The sequence below is a fragment of the Streptomyces sp. NBC_00299 genome (genome assembly GCF_036173045.1).
GTDB lineage: Bacteria > Actinomycetota > Actinomycetes > Streptomycetales > Streptomycetaceae > Streptomyces > Streptomyces machairae.
The window spans coordinates 2,243,594-2,258,570 of sequence record NZ_CP108039.1 but is presented as its reverse complement, the minus strand read 5'-3'; the positions used below and the strand labels follow the sequence as shown (position 1 = coordinate 2,258,570).

General features: G+C 72.0%; 9 protein-coding genes. 2 read left to right on the top strand and 7 right to left on the bottom strand.

Features of this window, described 5'->3' with window-relative positions; translation table 11 throughout:
- Window positions 1-141: 141 nt before the first annotated feature.
- The 3 genes from OHT51_RS09800 to OHT51_RS09790 all read right to left on the bottom strand — a co-directional run bounded on the left by OHT51_RS09800 (window position 142) and on the right by OHT51_RS09790 (window position 6,080).
- On the bottom strand, window positions 142-843 hold the full coding sequence (locus OHT51_RS09800; protein ID WP_328878530.1) for a peptidyl-prolyl cis-trans isomerase: 702 nt from the start codon (window positions 841-843) through the stop codon (window positions 142-144).
- Window positions 840-5,087 (bottom strand): NEW3 domain-containing protein, encoded by a 4,248-nt coding sequence (locus tag OHT51_RS09795; protein WP_328878529.1) that lies wholly within the window; start codon window positions 5,085-5,087, stop codon window positions 840-842. The genes OHT51_RS09800 and OHT51_RS09795 overlap by 4 nt, the downstream gene beginning before the upstream one ends.
- A gap of 108 nt (window positions 5,088-5,195) precedes the next feature.
- Complete coding sequence (locus OHT51_RS09790) at window positions 5,196-6,080, bottom strand: MurR/RpiR family transcriptional regulator (RefSeq protein WP_328878528.1); 885 nt, start codon at window positions 6,078-6,080, stop codon at window positions 5,196-5,198.
- Between the two features lie 222 nt (window positions 6,081-6,302).
- Between OHT51_RS09790 and OHT51_RS09785 the strand changes: the two genes are divergently transcribed.
- Entirely contained in the window at window positions 6,303-7,067 is a 765-nt protein-coding gene (locus tag OHT51_RS09785) for an SIS domain-containing protein (RefSeq protein ID WP_328878527.1), read from the top strand.
- A gap of 42 nt (window positions 7,068-7,109) precedes the next feature.
- On the opposite strand, the gene OHT51_RS09780 is transcribed toward OHT51_RS09785, so the two are convergent.
- Window positions 7,110-10,229, bottom strand: a complete 3,120-nt coding sequence (locus OHT51_RS09780) for a beta-N-acetylglucosaminidase domain-containing protein (protein WP_328878526.1) — start codon at window positions 10,227-10,229, stop codon at window positions 7,110-7,112.
- 152 nt (window positions 10,230-10,381) lie between these two features.
- Here OHT51_RS09780 and OHT51_RS09775 point away from each other — a divergent pair, with 152 nt between their 5' ends.
- Complete coding sequence (locus OHT51_RS09775; RefSeq protein WP_328878525.1) at window positions 10,382-10,963, top strand: Rv1733c family protein; 582 nt, start codon at window positions 10,382-10,384, stop codon at window positions 10,961-10,963.
- 114 nt (window positions 10,964-11,077) lie between these two features.
- Here the strand turns inward: OHT51_RS09775 and OHT51_RS09770 are convergent, their stop codons facing one another.
- The 3 genes from OHT51_RS09770 to OHT51_RS09760 all read right to left on the bottom strand — a co-directional run bounded on the left by OHT51_RS09770 (window position 11,078) and on the right by OHT51_RS09760 (window position 14,943).
- Complete coding sequence (locus tag OHT51_RS09770; protein WP_328878524.1) at window positions 11,078-11,827, bottom strand: DUF4142 domain-containing protein; 750 nt, start codon at window positions 11,825-11,827, stop codon at window positions 11,078-11,080.
- Window positions 11,828-12,004: 177 nt separating this feature from the next.
- On the bottom strand, window positions 12,005-13,057 hold the full coding sequence (locus OHT51_RS09765; protein ID WP_328878523.1) for an alpha/beta hydrolase family protein: 1,053 nt from the start codon (window positions 13,055-13,057) through the stop codon (window positions 12,005-12,007).
- 371 nt (window positions 13,058-13,428) lie between these two features.
- The gene (locus tag OHT51_RS09760; RefSeq protein WP_328878522.1) at window positions 13,429-14,943 is read right to left on the bottom strand and encodes an alpha/beta hydrolase; all 1,515 of its coding nucleotides are present in this window, start codon (window positions 14,941-14,943) and stop codon (window positions 13,429-13,431) included.
- Window positions 14,944-14,977: the final 34 nt, after the last annotated feature.

Genomic DNA, 14,977 nt, shown 5'->3' with positions numbered 1-14,977 from the left:
CTGGGACCAGTCGGATGCGGTAGCGCTCCGCTGATTCAAATCACCAACATGGACGCCGATTGATGAAAAGGTGGACCAGAATTCATCGGAGGTCAATGGGTTGCCGTGTTGCGTTTGGGTTCCGCCGGCGCGTGCTGCGCCTCAGTGCCGGTGTTCGTGGTCCGCGTGCGACGGGTCGCCGGGGTGCTCGTGGCCCGGGGCGTACTCCACGCCGGTGCGCGCTCGGTCCAGCCAGTCGAAGAAGGCCCGGCGCCCGAGGGCCTGTTGCAGCTCGCGCACGATGCCCTCACGGGCGTGCTCGTACGGCAGGAGGTCCGCCGGGCCGGCTGCGTCGTCGAAGGGGTCGACGCCGCGCCTGAGCGCCTCCGGGGTCAGGAAGCGGTCGCGGTTGAGGTCGTAGTACTCCCGTACGGCCTCCTCAGGCAGGAGTTGCTCGCCCTCCAGCGCGGCGAGGAGCGCGCGGGCCGCGGGGGAGTGGGCAAGTGCTGCCGCGACGATGCTGCCGAGGTCTGCCACGTCGGCTTCGGGCACGTTGGGTGTGAGGGACGATGACATCTCGGGCGGGGCCGGCAGACCGCGTTTCGCGCAGGTGCGTCGGGCGAGTTCGTCGACCAGCACGACTTGCGTCGCCCAGCGTCGGCGTTGGCGCTCTGCCGCGAGTGCCGCGCTGTGTCGTCGCTCGGCTGCGGGTCCGTTGTGGCTGGTCGCGCCCTCGTGGCGGAGCCGCATATCGACATGGCCCGCGCTTCTTGGGGGAGTTGTAGGACCCTGCGCCAGAAAGGTGTCCACGCGCTCCTTCGGGACCGTCTCGCCGTTCACGCGAGCCGCGTACTCCTCCGTCATGGCGTCACCTCCAGCTCCACGGCCTGCGTGTACGCCACGCAGCCGTGCCAGCCCACCTTCGCCATCAGCCAGTACGACCCCGGCGGCACCGCCCCGCCGTCCACCTCGATCACGCACTCCCGCTGCTCCCCGCCGGCCACGGTGAAACCCTGGCAGCCGGGTGCCACGCCCGCCCAGGTCCCCCACGAGGACACGGCCCACAGCGCGCCGCTGATCGGGCCCCGGGTCGTGTTGCGCACAGCCACCGGGACCCTGGTCCGTTCACCCCGGCGTACGGTGATCCGCTCAGCTGCCAACTCGGCCCGGAGTGTCGGGCCGGTGTGCCCACCCGGCACATCCAGCGCCACCACGTCCTCGTACGTCTGCCCGCCGTACGACAGCCGGGCGGCGAGCCAGTGGCGGCCGGGCTCGGCGTCGGGTGGTGGGGTGACGGTGACGTCGGCGAGTGTGAAGCCGCCGGGGCCCAGCGCGTACGGCAGTTCGGCCGGCTCGACGGACCAGCCGGATGGGACGTGCAGGGTCACCGTGCCCGAGACGGGCGCGTCCGTCAGTTCCGAGCCGACCCGGACCGTGGCCGTGACCGCGCCCTCGGAGACGGTGAGCGTGGCGGGCGAGACGTACACCGCGACCGGCATGTTGCCGCGTGGGGCGGGGCCCGAGTTGTGGAGCCAGTAGCGGGTCGGGACGGGCTGGGCGGGCTCGTGTGCGGCGATGCCCGGTCCGGGTGCGGTCTCCGCGTCCGTGGCGGCGAGGACCGTCGCGACCTCGAAACCGGTCAGGTCCAGGTCCAGCACCCCCTGGTCATCGGGCGTCAGCGGCTCCCCGCGTCTCTCCAGTACGTCCGCCCGCGCCCCGTCCGTCCATCCCCGCGGCCCGCGCACCCGCGCCCGCACCGGCCGTCCGTTCACCTCGTGCACCCGGACGACGACGCCACGGCCGGGATCCGCGGCCGCCACGCTTCCCCGCGCGAGCGGCGACCCGACCGGCTTGAGCGCGTCCAGCAGCACCTCGCCCGCGGGCTCGACGCCCAACAGAACGGCCTTCCTGGGCAGTACGGCATCCTCGGCCGCCGTCAGCCGCAACCGCGCCGTCAGCGGATGGTTGAACGCATGCCCGGCCTGCGGCAGCCGCAGCTCCCGCCAGTCGCCGGCGCCCGCGACCACGGCGTACTCGAACGTGTGCGACCAGCGCTGGAGCTGGAACGCCGATCCGTCGGGTGCCGTACGGCGGGGCGGGTCGACCCAGATGCCGGACGGCCAGCCCGTGCAGGACCGCACCAGGGACATGTAGAGGTCGCCGGAGGAGGTGACCACACAGCCGGGCGTCCCCCGGTTCAGCACCGCGAAGCTGCGCCCGTCCCACGCGTCCCCCGGCGGCAGGGCCTCCCCGCCGCCCGCCGCCGTGGCCCGCAGTACGGCGTCGCCCAGGTCGGCGATGAGCGCGTCGACGGCCTTGGCATCGTCCTCGGGCCGGTCGCCCGCCACCACGAGCAGCGGCAGCCGCTCCAGGTCGCGCAGGTCGGCGCCGGGCACCCACTCCTCCCGCAGCGAGGCGCGCGGCGCGACCCAGACGGCGGCCACGCCCCGCTCGGCGAGCTGCCGGCGCAGTTCCCGCCCGGCCGCCGGGTCCCAGCCGAGGGCCTCGGCGACCACGGAGTTGCGTTCCGGCCCGCCGACCGCGACACGGATGTCGGGGAGGTTGGAGTCGACCTCCAGGTCGCCGTAGCGCGGGCCACCGGCGATCGTCGAGGTCGCCGTCACGCCCACCCGCACCAGGGCCGCCGCGAGGCCGGTGCCCAGCTCACCGGCCTCGTCCCAGGACCCGTACACCAACTCGGCGACCCCGATGGACCGTTCGCCCAGGGGCCGGCCGGATCCGTCGGCGACCGCGACCCGTGCGGTGGACCCGAGCCCGAACCAGGTGTTGGCCGGGTTGTCCAGCGTCCACGGGAACCGTTCGCTGTCCACCTCCACGAACCCGAACCCGCGCCCGATCACCGCGTCGGCCACCTCGTGCACCGGCAGCCCGCCGCGCACGTCGGACGGCCAGCGGACCCGGATGAGCCGGTCGGCACCGTCGTAGCCGTCGAGCGTGGTCGTCAGGTCGAGGCGGTCGACGCCCTTCCACAGAGTGAGCCGCTGCGTGTAGCGGAACAGGCCGAGGTCGGCGCGGACGGTGATGCGTGAACCGGCGGGCGAGTGCTCGACATCGATGTCGGCGGTGACGTCCCGGCTGCGGGCGGCGGTCGTGCCGGTCGGTGTGAGGTGCCAGGGGCCCTCGCCGAAGCGCGGGTGCCGCGAGTACTCCTCCTGCACGACGAGTTCGTTGCCGATGTCGCCGGGACGCAGGAGTTCCCGGCCGGCCTCGGCCCTGCCGAGGGCCCGCAGGCTGCTGACGGTGCCGCCGCGCGTGGGGTCGACCGTCAGCTCGTAGAACTCGTTGCGGATGGTGGCGCCCTCTGCGCGTGTCCACTCGGGGACGGTCCCCTCGGCGAGCGGCAGCGCCTTGAGGCCCGTGCCGGGCACCTGCGGTACGACGACACGGAGTTCGCCGTCCTCGCGTACGGCGGGCAGGGGCAGCCCGGTGTCGTCCAGGGGGACGAGTCCCGGGTCCTCGACCGCCAGGACGTCCCGCCGCTCCCAGGTCGCCGCGTTGAAGACGACCAAGTCAGGTGTGCCGCCGGGTAGTTGGGCGACTGCGCCCGCCAGGGCGTCGGTCGCGTCGGCGTGCACGGTCTGGGCGAGGTCGTACAACTCCCGCCAGCCGGTGAGCAGGTCGATGTACACCTGGTCCGACTCCGAGCCGGTGACGGCGTCGTGGTGGGCGCCGTAGATCAGCTGCCGCCAGGCCTTGTCGAGCGCCGCGTCCGGGAAGGGGTGCCCGGTGACGAGCGAGGCGAGCGTCGCCCAGGCCTCCGCGTCGGCGAGCAGGGTCTCGCCGTACCGCTGGGCCTGCTTGGTGTCGATGTACGAGACGTCCTTGCCGGTGTAGATCGGGTTCATGTCCCGCGTCTGCGGGGACGCCCTGCGGCCCTCCTCGTCGAGCTGCGCGCGGACTGCGGCGAAGAAGTCCCGGGGGACGGCGCTGATGAAGCGCGGCCAGACGTAACGGGCGTTCCAGTCCCGGTGAATGTCCATCACCCAGCGGCACGGCGGCGCGTAGTCACCGCCGACGGGGAGCAGGACGTTGCGGGTGAGCGCCACCTGCTTCAGCCCTCTGAACAGCTTGAGGGCCGCCGCCTCCGCCTCGGGAAGGGCCGGAGCGTTGTCGATCGCCCAGCCGGCGCCGTAGTGGTTGACCATGTACGCGGTCAGCAGCCCGCGCCCGGACGGGGCGATCCAGCTGAATTCCGCCGGGAACTGCATCCGCTTCGGATCCCGCGGCTCCTCGCCGAAGACGGAGAGGGTGGGGCCCCACTGGTGGAACGGCCCCCGCGCCCAGGAGCTGGAGCTGACCCCCGCGTCGGCCATCAGCCCCGGGAACTGCGGATCGTGCCCGAACGCGTCCAGCTGCCAGGCCGTCTCCGGAGATGCTCCGATGATTCCGCGCTGGAAGCCGTCGCCGTACAGGGCGTTGCGTACGGTCGCCTCGGCGCCGGTGAGGTTGGTGTTCGGCTCGTTGTAGGTGCCGCCCATGATCTCGACGCGACCGGTGCGGATCAGCTGCCGCAGGAACGCGCGCTCCTCCGGGAAGGCGTCCCAGTAGGGCTTGAGGTAGTCGACCTCGGCGAGCACGAAGGTGTACGCCGGGTCGCGCCGCGCCAGATCGCAGTGCGCCCGGACCAGGCTCATGCCGGACTGGCCGCGCGAGTCGAAGGTGCGGGCGGGCAGGCCGGTGCCGGCCGGGTCGTCGGCGACGTCCCAGGTCTCGGTGTAGGCGGCCTGGGTGTTCCACCAGACGGGGTCGTAGTGGAAGTGGCTGACCATGAACATCGTCCAGCCGGGCTCCGCGGCCGTGAACGCGGCCGTACGCTCCGCGGTCCGGCCCGGGTCCTCGGAGTCCTCCGCCGTGACCCTCACATGCGTACGGTCGCCGGGGGCGAGGTCGGTCGTCACCGGTATCTCGGCGCGTACGGTGCCGCCGTCCCCCGCCGTCACCTCGGCGGTGCCGTGGACACCCGGGCCCGCCACGGTGAGGCGGACCGTCCGGCCGGGAGCTTCCCCGATCTCGACGGCCACGACCTGGTGGGGATGCTCCTCGGTACCGACGAAGAGTTCGGTCGACTCGACAGAGATGACGCGCATGGGGCTCCTACGAGTGCTCGTGGGGAGCCCCATCCTGGCATCGGCGGGATGATTCAAACAACCACGTTGGCGTTTCCAAGGTGGTTCAGTCATACACTCCGGTCAGGTTCAGCGCGCCCGGCGATTCTTCACCGCGTGCTGCGGGGTGATGTGGTCCGTCAGGGCGAGCGAGGCGCTCGCACGCTGGTAGGAGACCTGGCCGACCCGGACGTAGAGGCAGTCGACGATCATCAGGACCGAGTGCCTGCCGCCGATGCTGCCGGTGCGGAAGCTGGTCTCCGAGGTGGACGAGATGAGCCGGATGTCGGCGGCCTTGGCCAGCGGTGAGCGCGGGTCGGTGGTGATGGCGATGGTGGTGGCGCCCCGCTCCTTGGCCATCTCGAAGGGTTCGAGGGTCTCGCGGGTGGCGCCCGAGTGGGAGATGCCGATGGCCACGTCGGCCGGGGTGAGCAGGGCCGCCGAGGTGGCCGCCCCGTGCACCTCGGTCCAGCCGCGGACCTGGCAGCCGATACGGAACAGCCGCGTCTCCGTCTCCTGGGCCACCGCGCCGCTGCCACCCACGCCGTACACGTCGATGCGGCGGGCGCGGGCCAGGGCCTGGGCCGCCCGCTCCAGCGCGTCGAGGTCGATCCGTTCGATGGTCTGCTGGATGGCGCGCAGGTCCGCGCTGCCGACGACCTGCACGACCCGCTCCAGGCTGTCGTCGGGCGAGATGTCGGGGCCGATCTCCGCGCTGCCCCAGTCCGAGACCTCGCCGCGCCCGCGCTCCTGGGCCAGCTCGATCAGCAGATGCTGGTAGGAGTCGAGCCCGATGGCCCGGCAGAACCGGGTCACCGTCGCCTGGGAGGTGCCGGTGCGGCGGCCCAGCTCGGCGGCCGAGCAGTGGGTGACGGCGGCCGGATCCTCCAGGATCAGCTCGCCGACCTTCCGCAGGGAACCGGCCAGCCGGGGCAGCTCGGTGCGGATCAGTGTGGTGACGTCCGTCGGGGGCATGAGGAGAAGGTATCAGCCACCGTTTGCCGCGCAGGTTGAATACCAGGACCGAAAACTGGGGCCGGGGCGGGACCGGGAAGCGGACTCGTTGCCCGTACCACCCGGCGTGTGATTTATTGATTCACCGACGCGGTAGTGCAGGGTGGTTCAATCCAACATCGCCATCCAACATCGCCATCCATCAGTGCCTCCATCAGTGGTTCCGTGAGTGGGGAGTGACGCGTGTCCGACGAGTCCGTGAGCGCCCGGCGCTTCGTGCGGGAGAGCATGACCGTCCTCGACCGCCTGACCGAGTCCGCCCGCGACGACGTGGCCCGCGCCGCCGAGCTCATCGCCGACTGCGTGCGCGCGGACGGTGTCATCCAGGCCTTCGGTACCGGTCACTCCCAGGCGATGGTCCTCGAAGTCGCCGGCCGGGCGGGCGGACTGGTGCCCACCAACCGGCTCAGCATCGCCGACCTCGTCCTGTACGGCGGCGCCGCGCCCGGCGTCCTGGACGACCCGCTCCTGGAGCGGGAGCCCGGAGTGGCCGCCCGGATCTACGACCTGGCCGCCCCGCGCACCCAGGATCTCTTCGTCATCATCTCCAACTCGGGCGTGAACAACGTCATCGTGGAGATGGCCCTGCACGCCAAGGAACAGGGCCACAGGATCCTGGCCATCACCTCCCTCGCCCACACCCGGGCCGTTCCGGCGGGCCACGCGAGCGGCAGGAAGCTCGTCGACCTCGCGGACGTCGTGCTGGACAACGCGGCACCGCGCGGCGACGCGCTGCTGGAGCTGCCGGGCGGCGGCGCGGTGTGCGCCCTGTCCACGCTCACCGGCGTGATGCTCGTGCAGATGGCCGTGGCGGAGGCCTCCGCCCAGCTCCTCGCCGCCGGGGAGCGCCCGCCGGTGTACGTCTCGGCCAATGTGCCCGGCGGGTTCGAGGGCAACCTGGAGCTGGAGAAGCGGTACGCCGGACGGATCCGGCGCACCGCGAGCTGATCACTGCACGGTCGTCACTCCACGGTCCTCACTTCACCGTCCTCACTTCACGGGTACGGGCGTCACCGCGACGGCCAGCGGATACGCGCCCGTCTTCAGGGCTTCGCCGGCCTTGCCCGACGCGGTGTCGATCGGTACCAGCGTGTTGCCGTCCGCCGTGGTGACGTAGGCCGTGGCGCCGTTCCAGTCCAGGCCGACGTCGAAGGCGGACCTGCCGACCGTGACCTCGGTGCCGGGGGCGCCGGTCACGGTGTCGACGGGCGTGGCGTGGTCCCCGTTGCTCGGGCTGACCCACAGTGTCCGCCCGTCCGGCGACAGGGCGAGCCCGTAGGCCTGGCCCGTGACGAGCAGGGTCGGCTCGGTGTCGTTCGTCGCCGTGTCGATCGGAGTCACCGTCGAGCCGCCGGAGTTGGACACGTACACAGTCTTCCCGTCCGGCGCGGCGACGACGTTGAAGGGGCGGGGGCCGACGGGAATCGCCTTGCCCGCCTTCCCGCTCCCTCCGGTGGTGAGGTCGACAGGGCTGACCGTGTCGTCGTGGATGTTGGCCACGTACAGGGTCCCGCCGTCCGGGGTGATCGCCATGTTCTCCGGACCGGAGCCGACCGCGACGGGCGTCCCCGCCTTCAACGTGCCGGTGTCCACGGGCTGCACCGTGCCGTCCGTGTAGTTGGCCACCCAGAGCGTGCCGCCGTCCGGAGTGAGGGCGAGACCGGCCGGCACCCGGCCCACGGGGACCGTGGCGGTGACCGTGCCGCGGGCCACGTCGATCACGCTGACGGTGTTCGAGCCCTGGTTGGCGGCGTAGGCGGTGCGCCCGTCCGCGCTGACGACGACCTCGCCGGGGTTGCCGCCGACGGCGATGTCCGTGGTCGTACCGGACCCGAGGTCGATGGAACTGACCGACGCGCCACTGAAGTTGGCCGTCAACGCGCGGGATGACCCGGTGCCGTCGGTGACCCGGACCGGGATCGCCCGCGTGAGGACACCGTCGCCCGATACGACGACGGAGTGCACACCCGGTGTCGCGGCGGTCAGGGTGACCGTGACTGACGCGATGCCCCCGGCCGGTACTGTCACGCTGCCCTCGCTGGGCGAGGCGGTGACCCCGTCGGGCACGTCCAGCTTCCAGGTGACCGTCCTGGCGGTGGTGGACCGCTCGTCCGCGAGGTCGAGGGTCACCCTTCCGGCGGAACCGGGCTTCAGGGAGAGCGAGTTGGGCGTGAAGGCGGCGTCGACGCCGGGGTCGGGGGCGGTGTCCAGCAGCGCCGTGTAGAGGAACTGGTCCATGACGCCCACCGAGACCTGCTGCGGGACGGCGTCCAATTCCTTGCGCTGTGCTCTCAGTTGAGACCAGTAAGCGGCGAGCGCATCCGTGTCGCCCTGCTTGTCGGCCAGCAACAGCTCCACCGCCGTCCCGCCCGCGCTGCCGTAACGGCCCAGTTTGTCGAGCCAGGCGGAGGTCTCGTCGAGGAAACCCGGGTTGTCGAGGCGGGCGCGCAATTCGGCGGGAGTGGCGGCCATGTCGGCGAAGTACGCCTTCAGTGCGGCAGCGGCTCGATCGAGGCCGGTGTCCTGCTCATAGGCCATGCGGAAGGCGGCGATCAGCCGGGTCAGGGTCGGGGACTCGGTCGGGTCGAGCTGGGAGGAGTAGTTGTTCTCGGCGAATATCCGCAGCCACTTCGCGGCACCTGGCCCGGCGAGATCCCGTACGGACGCGAGGAAGGCGGCGCGGGGGTCGTACGCGTCCGGGTTCCACAGGTGGGCCGCCGAGGTGAACAGGGCGATCCGGCTCGCCTCCGCCTGGACCATCGGGTTGGCGGTGACACCGGTGGACGCGCTCGCCACGCCGGGCTCGCGGCCGGTGTAGGGGCCGAGCAGGAGACGGCTGGTGACGTAGTCGTTGACGGGGTAGTTGTCCCAGACCAGGATCGGGTGGCCGTACACCTCACGGGCCTGCGCGACCTGGTCGCCGGTGATGGTCGGCGCGATCACGCCGACGCCGGTCCACTCGACGACGACGGACGGGTCGAGCTTCTCGCGCAGCGCCTTCTTGTAGGGGGAGTCGGCGAGGTCGGAGTACTCGGTGGGGACCATCTCCAGGGGGTGCAGACCGGTGTGTGTGGCGGAGAACTCCCGCCACACGGCGTTCAGCAGGTGCGCCTGCGCGGTGCCCGCCGCACCCCCGCCCGTCCCGAACTCCGCCTCGTCCGCGGCACAGTTCCACTTGGTGTAGCTGATGTCGTCCAGCGGGATCGCGAAGGACCGCACGCCGATGTCGTACAGCGAGTCGAACTTGGCGGTGAGCGCCTTGATGTCGGCGTCGGAGGAGTAGCAGACGGAGAGCCCGGGGGAGAGGGCGTAGGTGAAGCGGACGTGGTTGGCGCGGGCCCGGTCGACCAGTTCCCGCAGCTTCGCCAGTTCGGCGGGCGGGTGGGCTTCGCGCCAGCGGGCGCGGAGATAGTCGTCGTCCTTGGGGGAGTAGACGTAGACGTTCTGTTTCGTACGGCCGTAGAAGTCCAGCTGGCGGAGGCGTTCGGCATGCGACCACGGGGTGCCGTAGAAGCCCTCGATGACTCCGCGCAGGGCGGCGGTGGGCCAGTCGCGGACGGTCACCGCGGGGACGCGGTTCTCGGTGACGAGTTGGCGCAGGGTCTGGGCCGCGTAGAAGGTGCCGGTGGTGTCGGCGCCGGAGAGGGCGACGAGGGCGCGGCCGTGGGAGCGTCCGGAGGCAAGCACGTAGCCGCCGGAGGGCAGGCCGGCCGGGGACTTGGCGCGCAGTTTCCGCAAGGCCGTCCCGGTGGCGGTGTTCTCGCCGGGGCCGCCCAGGTAGACCGTGAGGCGTGAGGTGGGCGGCTTCTCGCCGGCCTGGACGGTGACGATGTGTTCGGCACCGGCGTCGCGCAGGACGGATTCGACGAGGCGTCGGGCGGAGGGGTCCGTGCCGGGGCCGACGACCTCGACGACCCTGTCCGGCACGGTGAGTTGCCCGGAGCCCGCGTGCATGCTCTTCGGCTGGGGCCACACCTGCGGTGCCCGGGCGACGGGATTGGGGGGCGCGGCGGCTGCGGCCGGTGCGGTGAGGCCGAGGGTCAGGAGCAGGGCGGCTGCGGCCGACAGGAGCGGGCGCGATGGACGTCTGACACGAGGGGCTGAGAGCACAGATCCTCCCGGGGTGAATGTATCCACCGGAGGATGCTAGAGATGCTGATTGTTTCATTCAATGGTGCATTCAATGGTGGCTGAGCCCGCGCGCGTGACGGCACGCGGGCGCACACTGGAGAGGTGCTGTCGGTGCTCAAGGGGGTGTCGGCGTGGCTGCGTCCGGATGTTCCACGGTGCGGCTGTGGCGGTGGCGGCGCAGCCCGCTGAGGCGGCGCAGCGACGTCATCGAGGCCTGGGTCGTGCTGTGCGGGTGGGTGTTCGCGCTGGTCGCTGCCCTGTTCGCGGGCATCGCCGCGGCGGACGCGGTGGTGGCCTCGGCGGAGCAGCAACGGGCCGAGAGCCGCAGGGTGACGGCCGTACTCGTGATGGATGCGGAGGATCCGGGGGCTTCCCGGGTCACCACCGACCATCTCGTGTGGACCACCGTCCGCTGGACCGATACGGACGGCACGACCCACACCGATGAGGCACGGGTACCGCCCAAGATGCACGCGGGCAGCAAGGTCGAGGTGTGGACCGACCGCAACGGCGTCATCGCCAACGAACCGCTGTCCGAGAGCGAGATGCAGCTGCACTCGGTCGCCGGCGGCATCCTGGCCGGGGCGGCCAGCGCCGGCATCGTGCTGGGGTCGGCCTGGGTGGTACGGCTGGGGCTGGAGCGGCGTCGGCTGGACGAGTGGGGTGCGGAGTGGGAGCGGCTGGACACGCCGTGGGGGCGGAAGACGGGCTGAGGAGACGCGCCGATACGGCGTCCCGACGCACGTGACGGTGCACGTGACAGCGCCCCGGAGGAACTCCGGGGCGCTGCACCTGCTGTTGCCCGACCCTCCGCTACTCGACGTCCGCTACTTGACGTCCGCGCTCGGCAGCGCCGACGGGGACGCGGTGTTCAGGTCCTCCAGGCCCTTCGGGATCGCCAGCGTGAGGACCGGCGAGCCCGGCTGGGGCGCGGGCGGCGTCATCTGGTCCTTCGGGAGCTTCGGCGGCGAGGTCTGCTGGAAGTTGTTGGCGTCGAAGTTGACCATCCCCGTCTTCTCCAACACCGTCATGTGGTCGAGCACGGTGTCGTTCGCCAGGTCGGCCAGCTGACGGACCAGGCTGTTTTGCGTGGTGCCCCGGATCTTCGCGATCGCCGGGAAGATCTGCCCGTGCGTCACCCGCATGATCGCGACACCCGTGGCGTCGAACTCCTTGCCCGTCTTGGAATCCACCGTCGCCACGAACTGCTGCTGCTGCGGGCTGGCCTGGTTGGGCAGCGTGATGTTCAGCTCGGACGCGAGCTTGCGGCAGGCGAGGTCGAGGCGGGCGTGTCCGACGACCAGGTGCTCGCCGGCCTCCTTCATCTCCGGGGTCGTGCCCCGCTGCATCGCCATCATGCCCAGCGGGTGCTCCCACAGGCCTGCCGCGCGGACCTTGACCACAAAGTCCCGGTCGGCCTCGGTCAGCGGACCGTACTGCGTGTTGGCGATGACTCGGTCCTGGTTGGCGGAGGTGGTCTCCACGCCCAGCATGGCCGGGTAGGCAAGGGCGGAGAGGGTCAGGACGAGGGCGCCTCCCACGAAGACGGTTCCTACCATGCGGCGCGAGATGGGCATCGTGCCTCCAGAGATGAACGGCTGCTACCCCAGGAGGTACGGACGGGACGCGCGAAACAATCACCGCCGCGCGAAAAAACTTGCGGTTCGCTGTGCGTGGTGCGTCACATGTGCGGCCGCGCGATCGAGGGTTGAGCGGTTCTCAGGCGCGTCTGCGTCGGGTCCGGAGCGGGGGGCTCAGCGCAGGTGGCGCTCGAAGAAGGCCATCGTCGCCTCCATGGAGTCCGGCCACCGTGGCCCGAACGTGTGCCCCTCACCCCGGTACGTCCGCAGCTCCACGTCCTTGCCCGCCGCCTCGAACGCTGCGACGGTCGTCCTCGTCCAGGCCAGGGGGCAGGTGTCGTCGGCGGTGCCGTGGTGGATCAGCAGGGGCTCGGTGACCCGGTCGACGTAGGTGATCGGCGAGACCTGCCGCCAGAACTCCGGCTTCTCCTGGGGGGTGCCGTGCGCGGCCTCGATCTCGTCGACGAGCGGGTCGCCCTCGGGGCGCTGGAAGTGGTCGATGTTCTGCTCGGGGCGCGAGCTGACCGGCGCGAACGCGACGGCGGCGTCGACGAGACCGGGCGCCACGACCAGCGTGTTGTACACGACCCCGCCGCCCATCGACCGCCCCATCAGGCCGATCCGGTCGTCGTCGACGTCCGGCCGGGCGGCGGAGCGCAACGCATGGACGGCGGCGATGACGTCCTCGGTGTAGCCGAGACGGAGGTTCACGTCGTTGTCGGGGTCGTCGTCGGAGCCCGCGTGGTTGCGGTAGTCGGTGTGCAGGACGACGTAGCCGTTACGGGCGAGGAGGTCCTGCTCCCGGGGCATGCCCTGGCCGGTCCTGTACACGTCCGGGTCGATGTAGCCGTGTGCCAGGACCAGCGCGGGGAAGGGGCCCTTGCCGGTGGGGACGTTCATGATGCCGGAGATCTTCAGGCCGTTGGACCGGTACGTGACGGCGTACTGCGTGTAGGCGTCGGTGCGGACGCGTACGGCACCGAGGCGCAGGTCGGAGCCACGGTGATCGCGCTGGATCAGGGCCGGGAGGGAGACGGGGTCGGCGGGGGTCGGGGAGGGGGTGGGCGTGGCGGCGCTCGGACTGCCGTCACCTGCTCGGCTCGACGCGGGGGAATCCGTACGCGCCGGCTCGGCGCCGTCACCGCCGTCACCGGTACAGCCGACGGCGGTCGCGAGCACCAGCACCAGCCCGGCAGCGAGACGGGCCACGCACCGCGGGTACCGCATGCGGCCAAGTATCCCGCGCTCCGTCACGGTTGGCTCCCGCTGCGGCAGGCCCGGTGCCACGGTGTTCCGGGCGCTCCCGGTCACCGCAGGCCGAGGAGCGGTGTGCGGCTACCGACGTGGGCATGGCTGTCGCGCTCTGTGACGCGCAGGGACGGCTGCGCAGCGGCTCGGCGGTGATCCTGGGCTGCTGAGGCGCCCGTCCACGTCGCCGGCCCCTGCGACCACCGACCGGCTCGCCGCCCGCGGCCTCGACGGCCTGGCGTTCACCACCGAACCGGTCGCCGGTGAACTCGTCACCAGCGCGATCGGCCTGTTCCTCGTCTCCCAGCTCACCGAGCGCCGGGAGACGAGGTGCACGTCCTACGGGAAGATCATTCGGACGGAGCAGCCGCTGCCGGGACCGGCAGTCCCGGCCCGGCGCAGCGCACGTCCGCCACAGGCACCTCCCCGTCGACGAGATAGCCCGCCACCGCCCCGTCCACGCAGGCATTGCCGCGGCTGGCGAACACGCCGTGCGAGTAGTCGTCGTTCAGCGTCACCAGACGGGATCCGGGCAGCAGTTCGCGCAGGCGACGGGCGCCCTCGATCGGGGTCACCGGGTCGTGCGCGGAGGCGACCAGCAGGACGGGCGGGGCGGCCGGACTGCCCAGCGGGGTGCGCCGCGCGGGCCGGTGGTGCCAGTACGCGCAGGCCGACGCCTCCATGCCGGTCAGGACCGGCTGCGGGTCGGCACGTCGTATGTGCCGTATGTCTGCCACGACCTGTCGGGGCGTCGGCCCCGGACCGTCCGCGCACTTCACGATCCGGTTGGCCGCCTCGTAGTTGCGGGACTCCGGGCCGTCGAAGGCGGCGGCGGGGCGCAGGCCGGCCACGCTCCCGTCCGACAGGTAGCCGCGCAGCCCGTCGGCGAACCCCGTCCAGCGTTCCGTGCGGCCGAGGGCGCGGTAGACGGCGCGGTCGAACTCCGCCGGTCCGAAGCCGTCGACCGGTCGCGCGGCCAGGCCCTGGCGTACGCGCAGATACGAACGCCGCACGGCGCCCGCGTCGCCGCCCAGCCCGAAGCGCTCGGCGTGCCCGGCGGTCCAGGCGAAGAAGGTGTCCCGGGCGCGCAGCATCGCCCGGCTCTGGAGCGCGTCGAAGTCGTACCAGTCCCAGGGCCCGACCACGCTGTCCAGCACCATGCGGCCGACCCGGTGCGGAAAGCGCGCCGCGTACGCCGCGCCCAGGTAGGTGCCGTACGAGACACCGAGGAAGCTGGTCCGCGGCTCGCCCAGCGCGGCGCGGATCGCGTCCATGTCGTACGCGGTCTGCTCGGTGGACAGGTACGGCAGCACCGCCTTGCCCGCGCCCGTCGCACAGTCGTCGGCCAGGTGGCGCAGTGACGTGAGGTACGACCGCTCGGTCTGAGGGGTCGTCGGTACCGGGTCGGCGCCGGGAGCGGCGAACAGGCCGCCCATCGCGCCGCAGCCGGCCGGCGCGCTGTGGCCGATGCCCCGCGGGTCGAAGCCGATGACGTCGTACGAACGCCGCACGCTCGCGGGGAGTTTGGCGCGCTTGGTCACCGCGTAGGGGAGCCCGGAGCCGCCCGGCCCGCCGGGGTTCACCAGCAGGATGCCGCGCCGCTCGGCCGGCGTACCGGAGGCGGGGACACGGGACACGGCGATCTCGATGCTCGGGCCGGACGAGTGCCTCCGGTCGAGCGGGACGGTGAGGCGGCCGCATTCCACGCGGTCGGGTGCGGGCGGCCTCGGTACGGAGTCCGGGCAGGCGCCGAAGGTGAGGGCGGCCGTCGCGGCCGTCGCTCGGGCGGGGCCGGTCGTGGGGAGCAGGGCTGCCGCGGCCACCAGGGCGCACAGCAGGGCGGTCGGGCGGGGCAGGGCGGTCAAGGTCTCTCCGATTCTCCGAAGCGGGTAAGAACGG

Bases quoted from the DNA above. Each gene is read 5' to 3' on its own strand.
- OHT51_RS09800 (WP_328878530.1), bottom strand. From the start codon at position 843: ATGACGGAGGAGTACGCGGCTCGCGTGAACGGCGAGACGGTCCCGAAG.
- OHT51_RS09770 (WP_328878524.1), bottom strand. From the start codon at position 11,827: ATGCCCATCTCGCGCCGCATGGTAGGAACCGTCTTCGTGGGAGGCGCC.
- OHT51_RS09765 (WP_328878523.1), bottom strand. From the start codon at position 13,057: ATGCGGTACCCGCGGTGCGTGGCCCGTCTCGCTGCCGGGCTGGTGCTG.
- OHT51_RS09795 (WP_328878529.1), bottom strand. From the start codon at position 5,087: ATGCGCGTCATCTCTGTCGAGTCGACCGAACTCTTCGTCGGTACCGAG.
- OHT51_RS09790 (WP_328878528.1), bottom strand. From the start codon at position 6,080: ATGCCCCCGACGGACGTCACCACACTGATCCGCACCGAGCTGCCCCGG.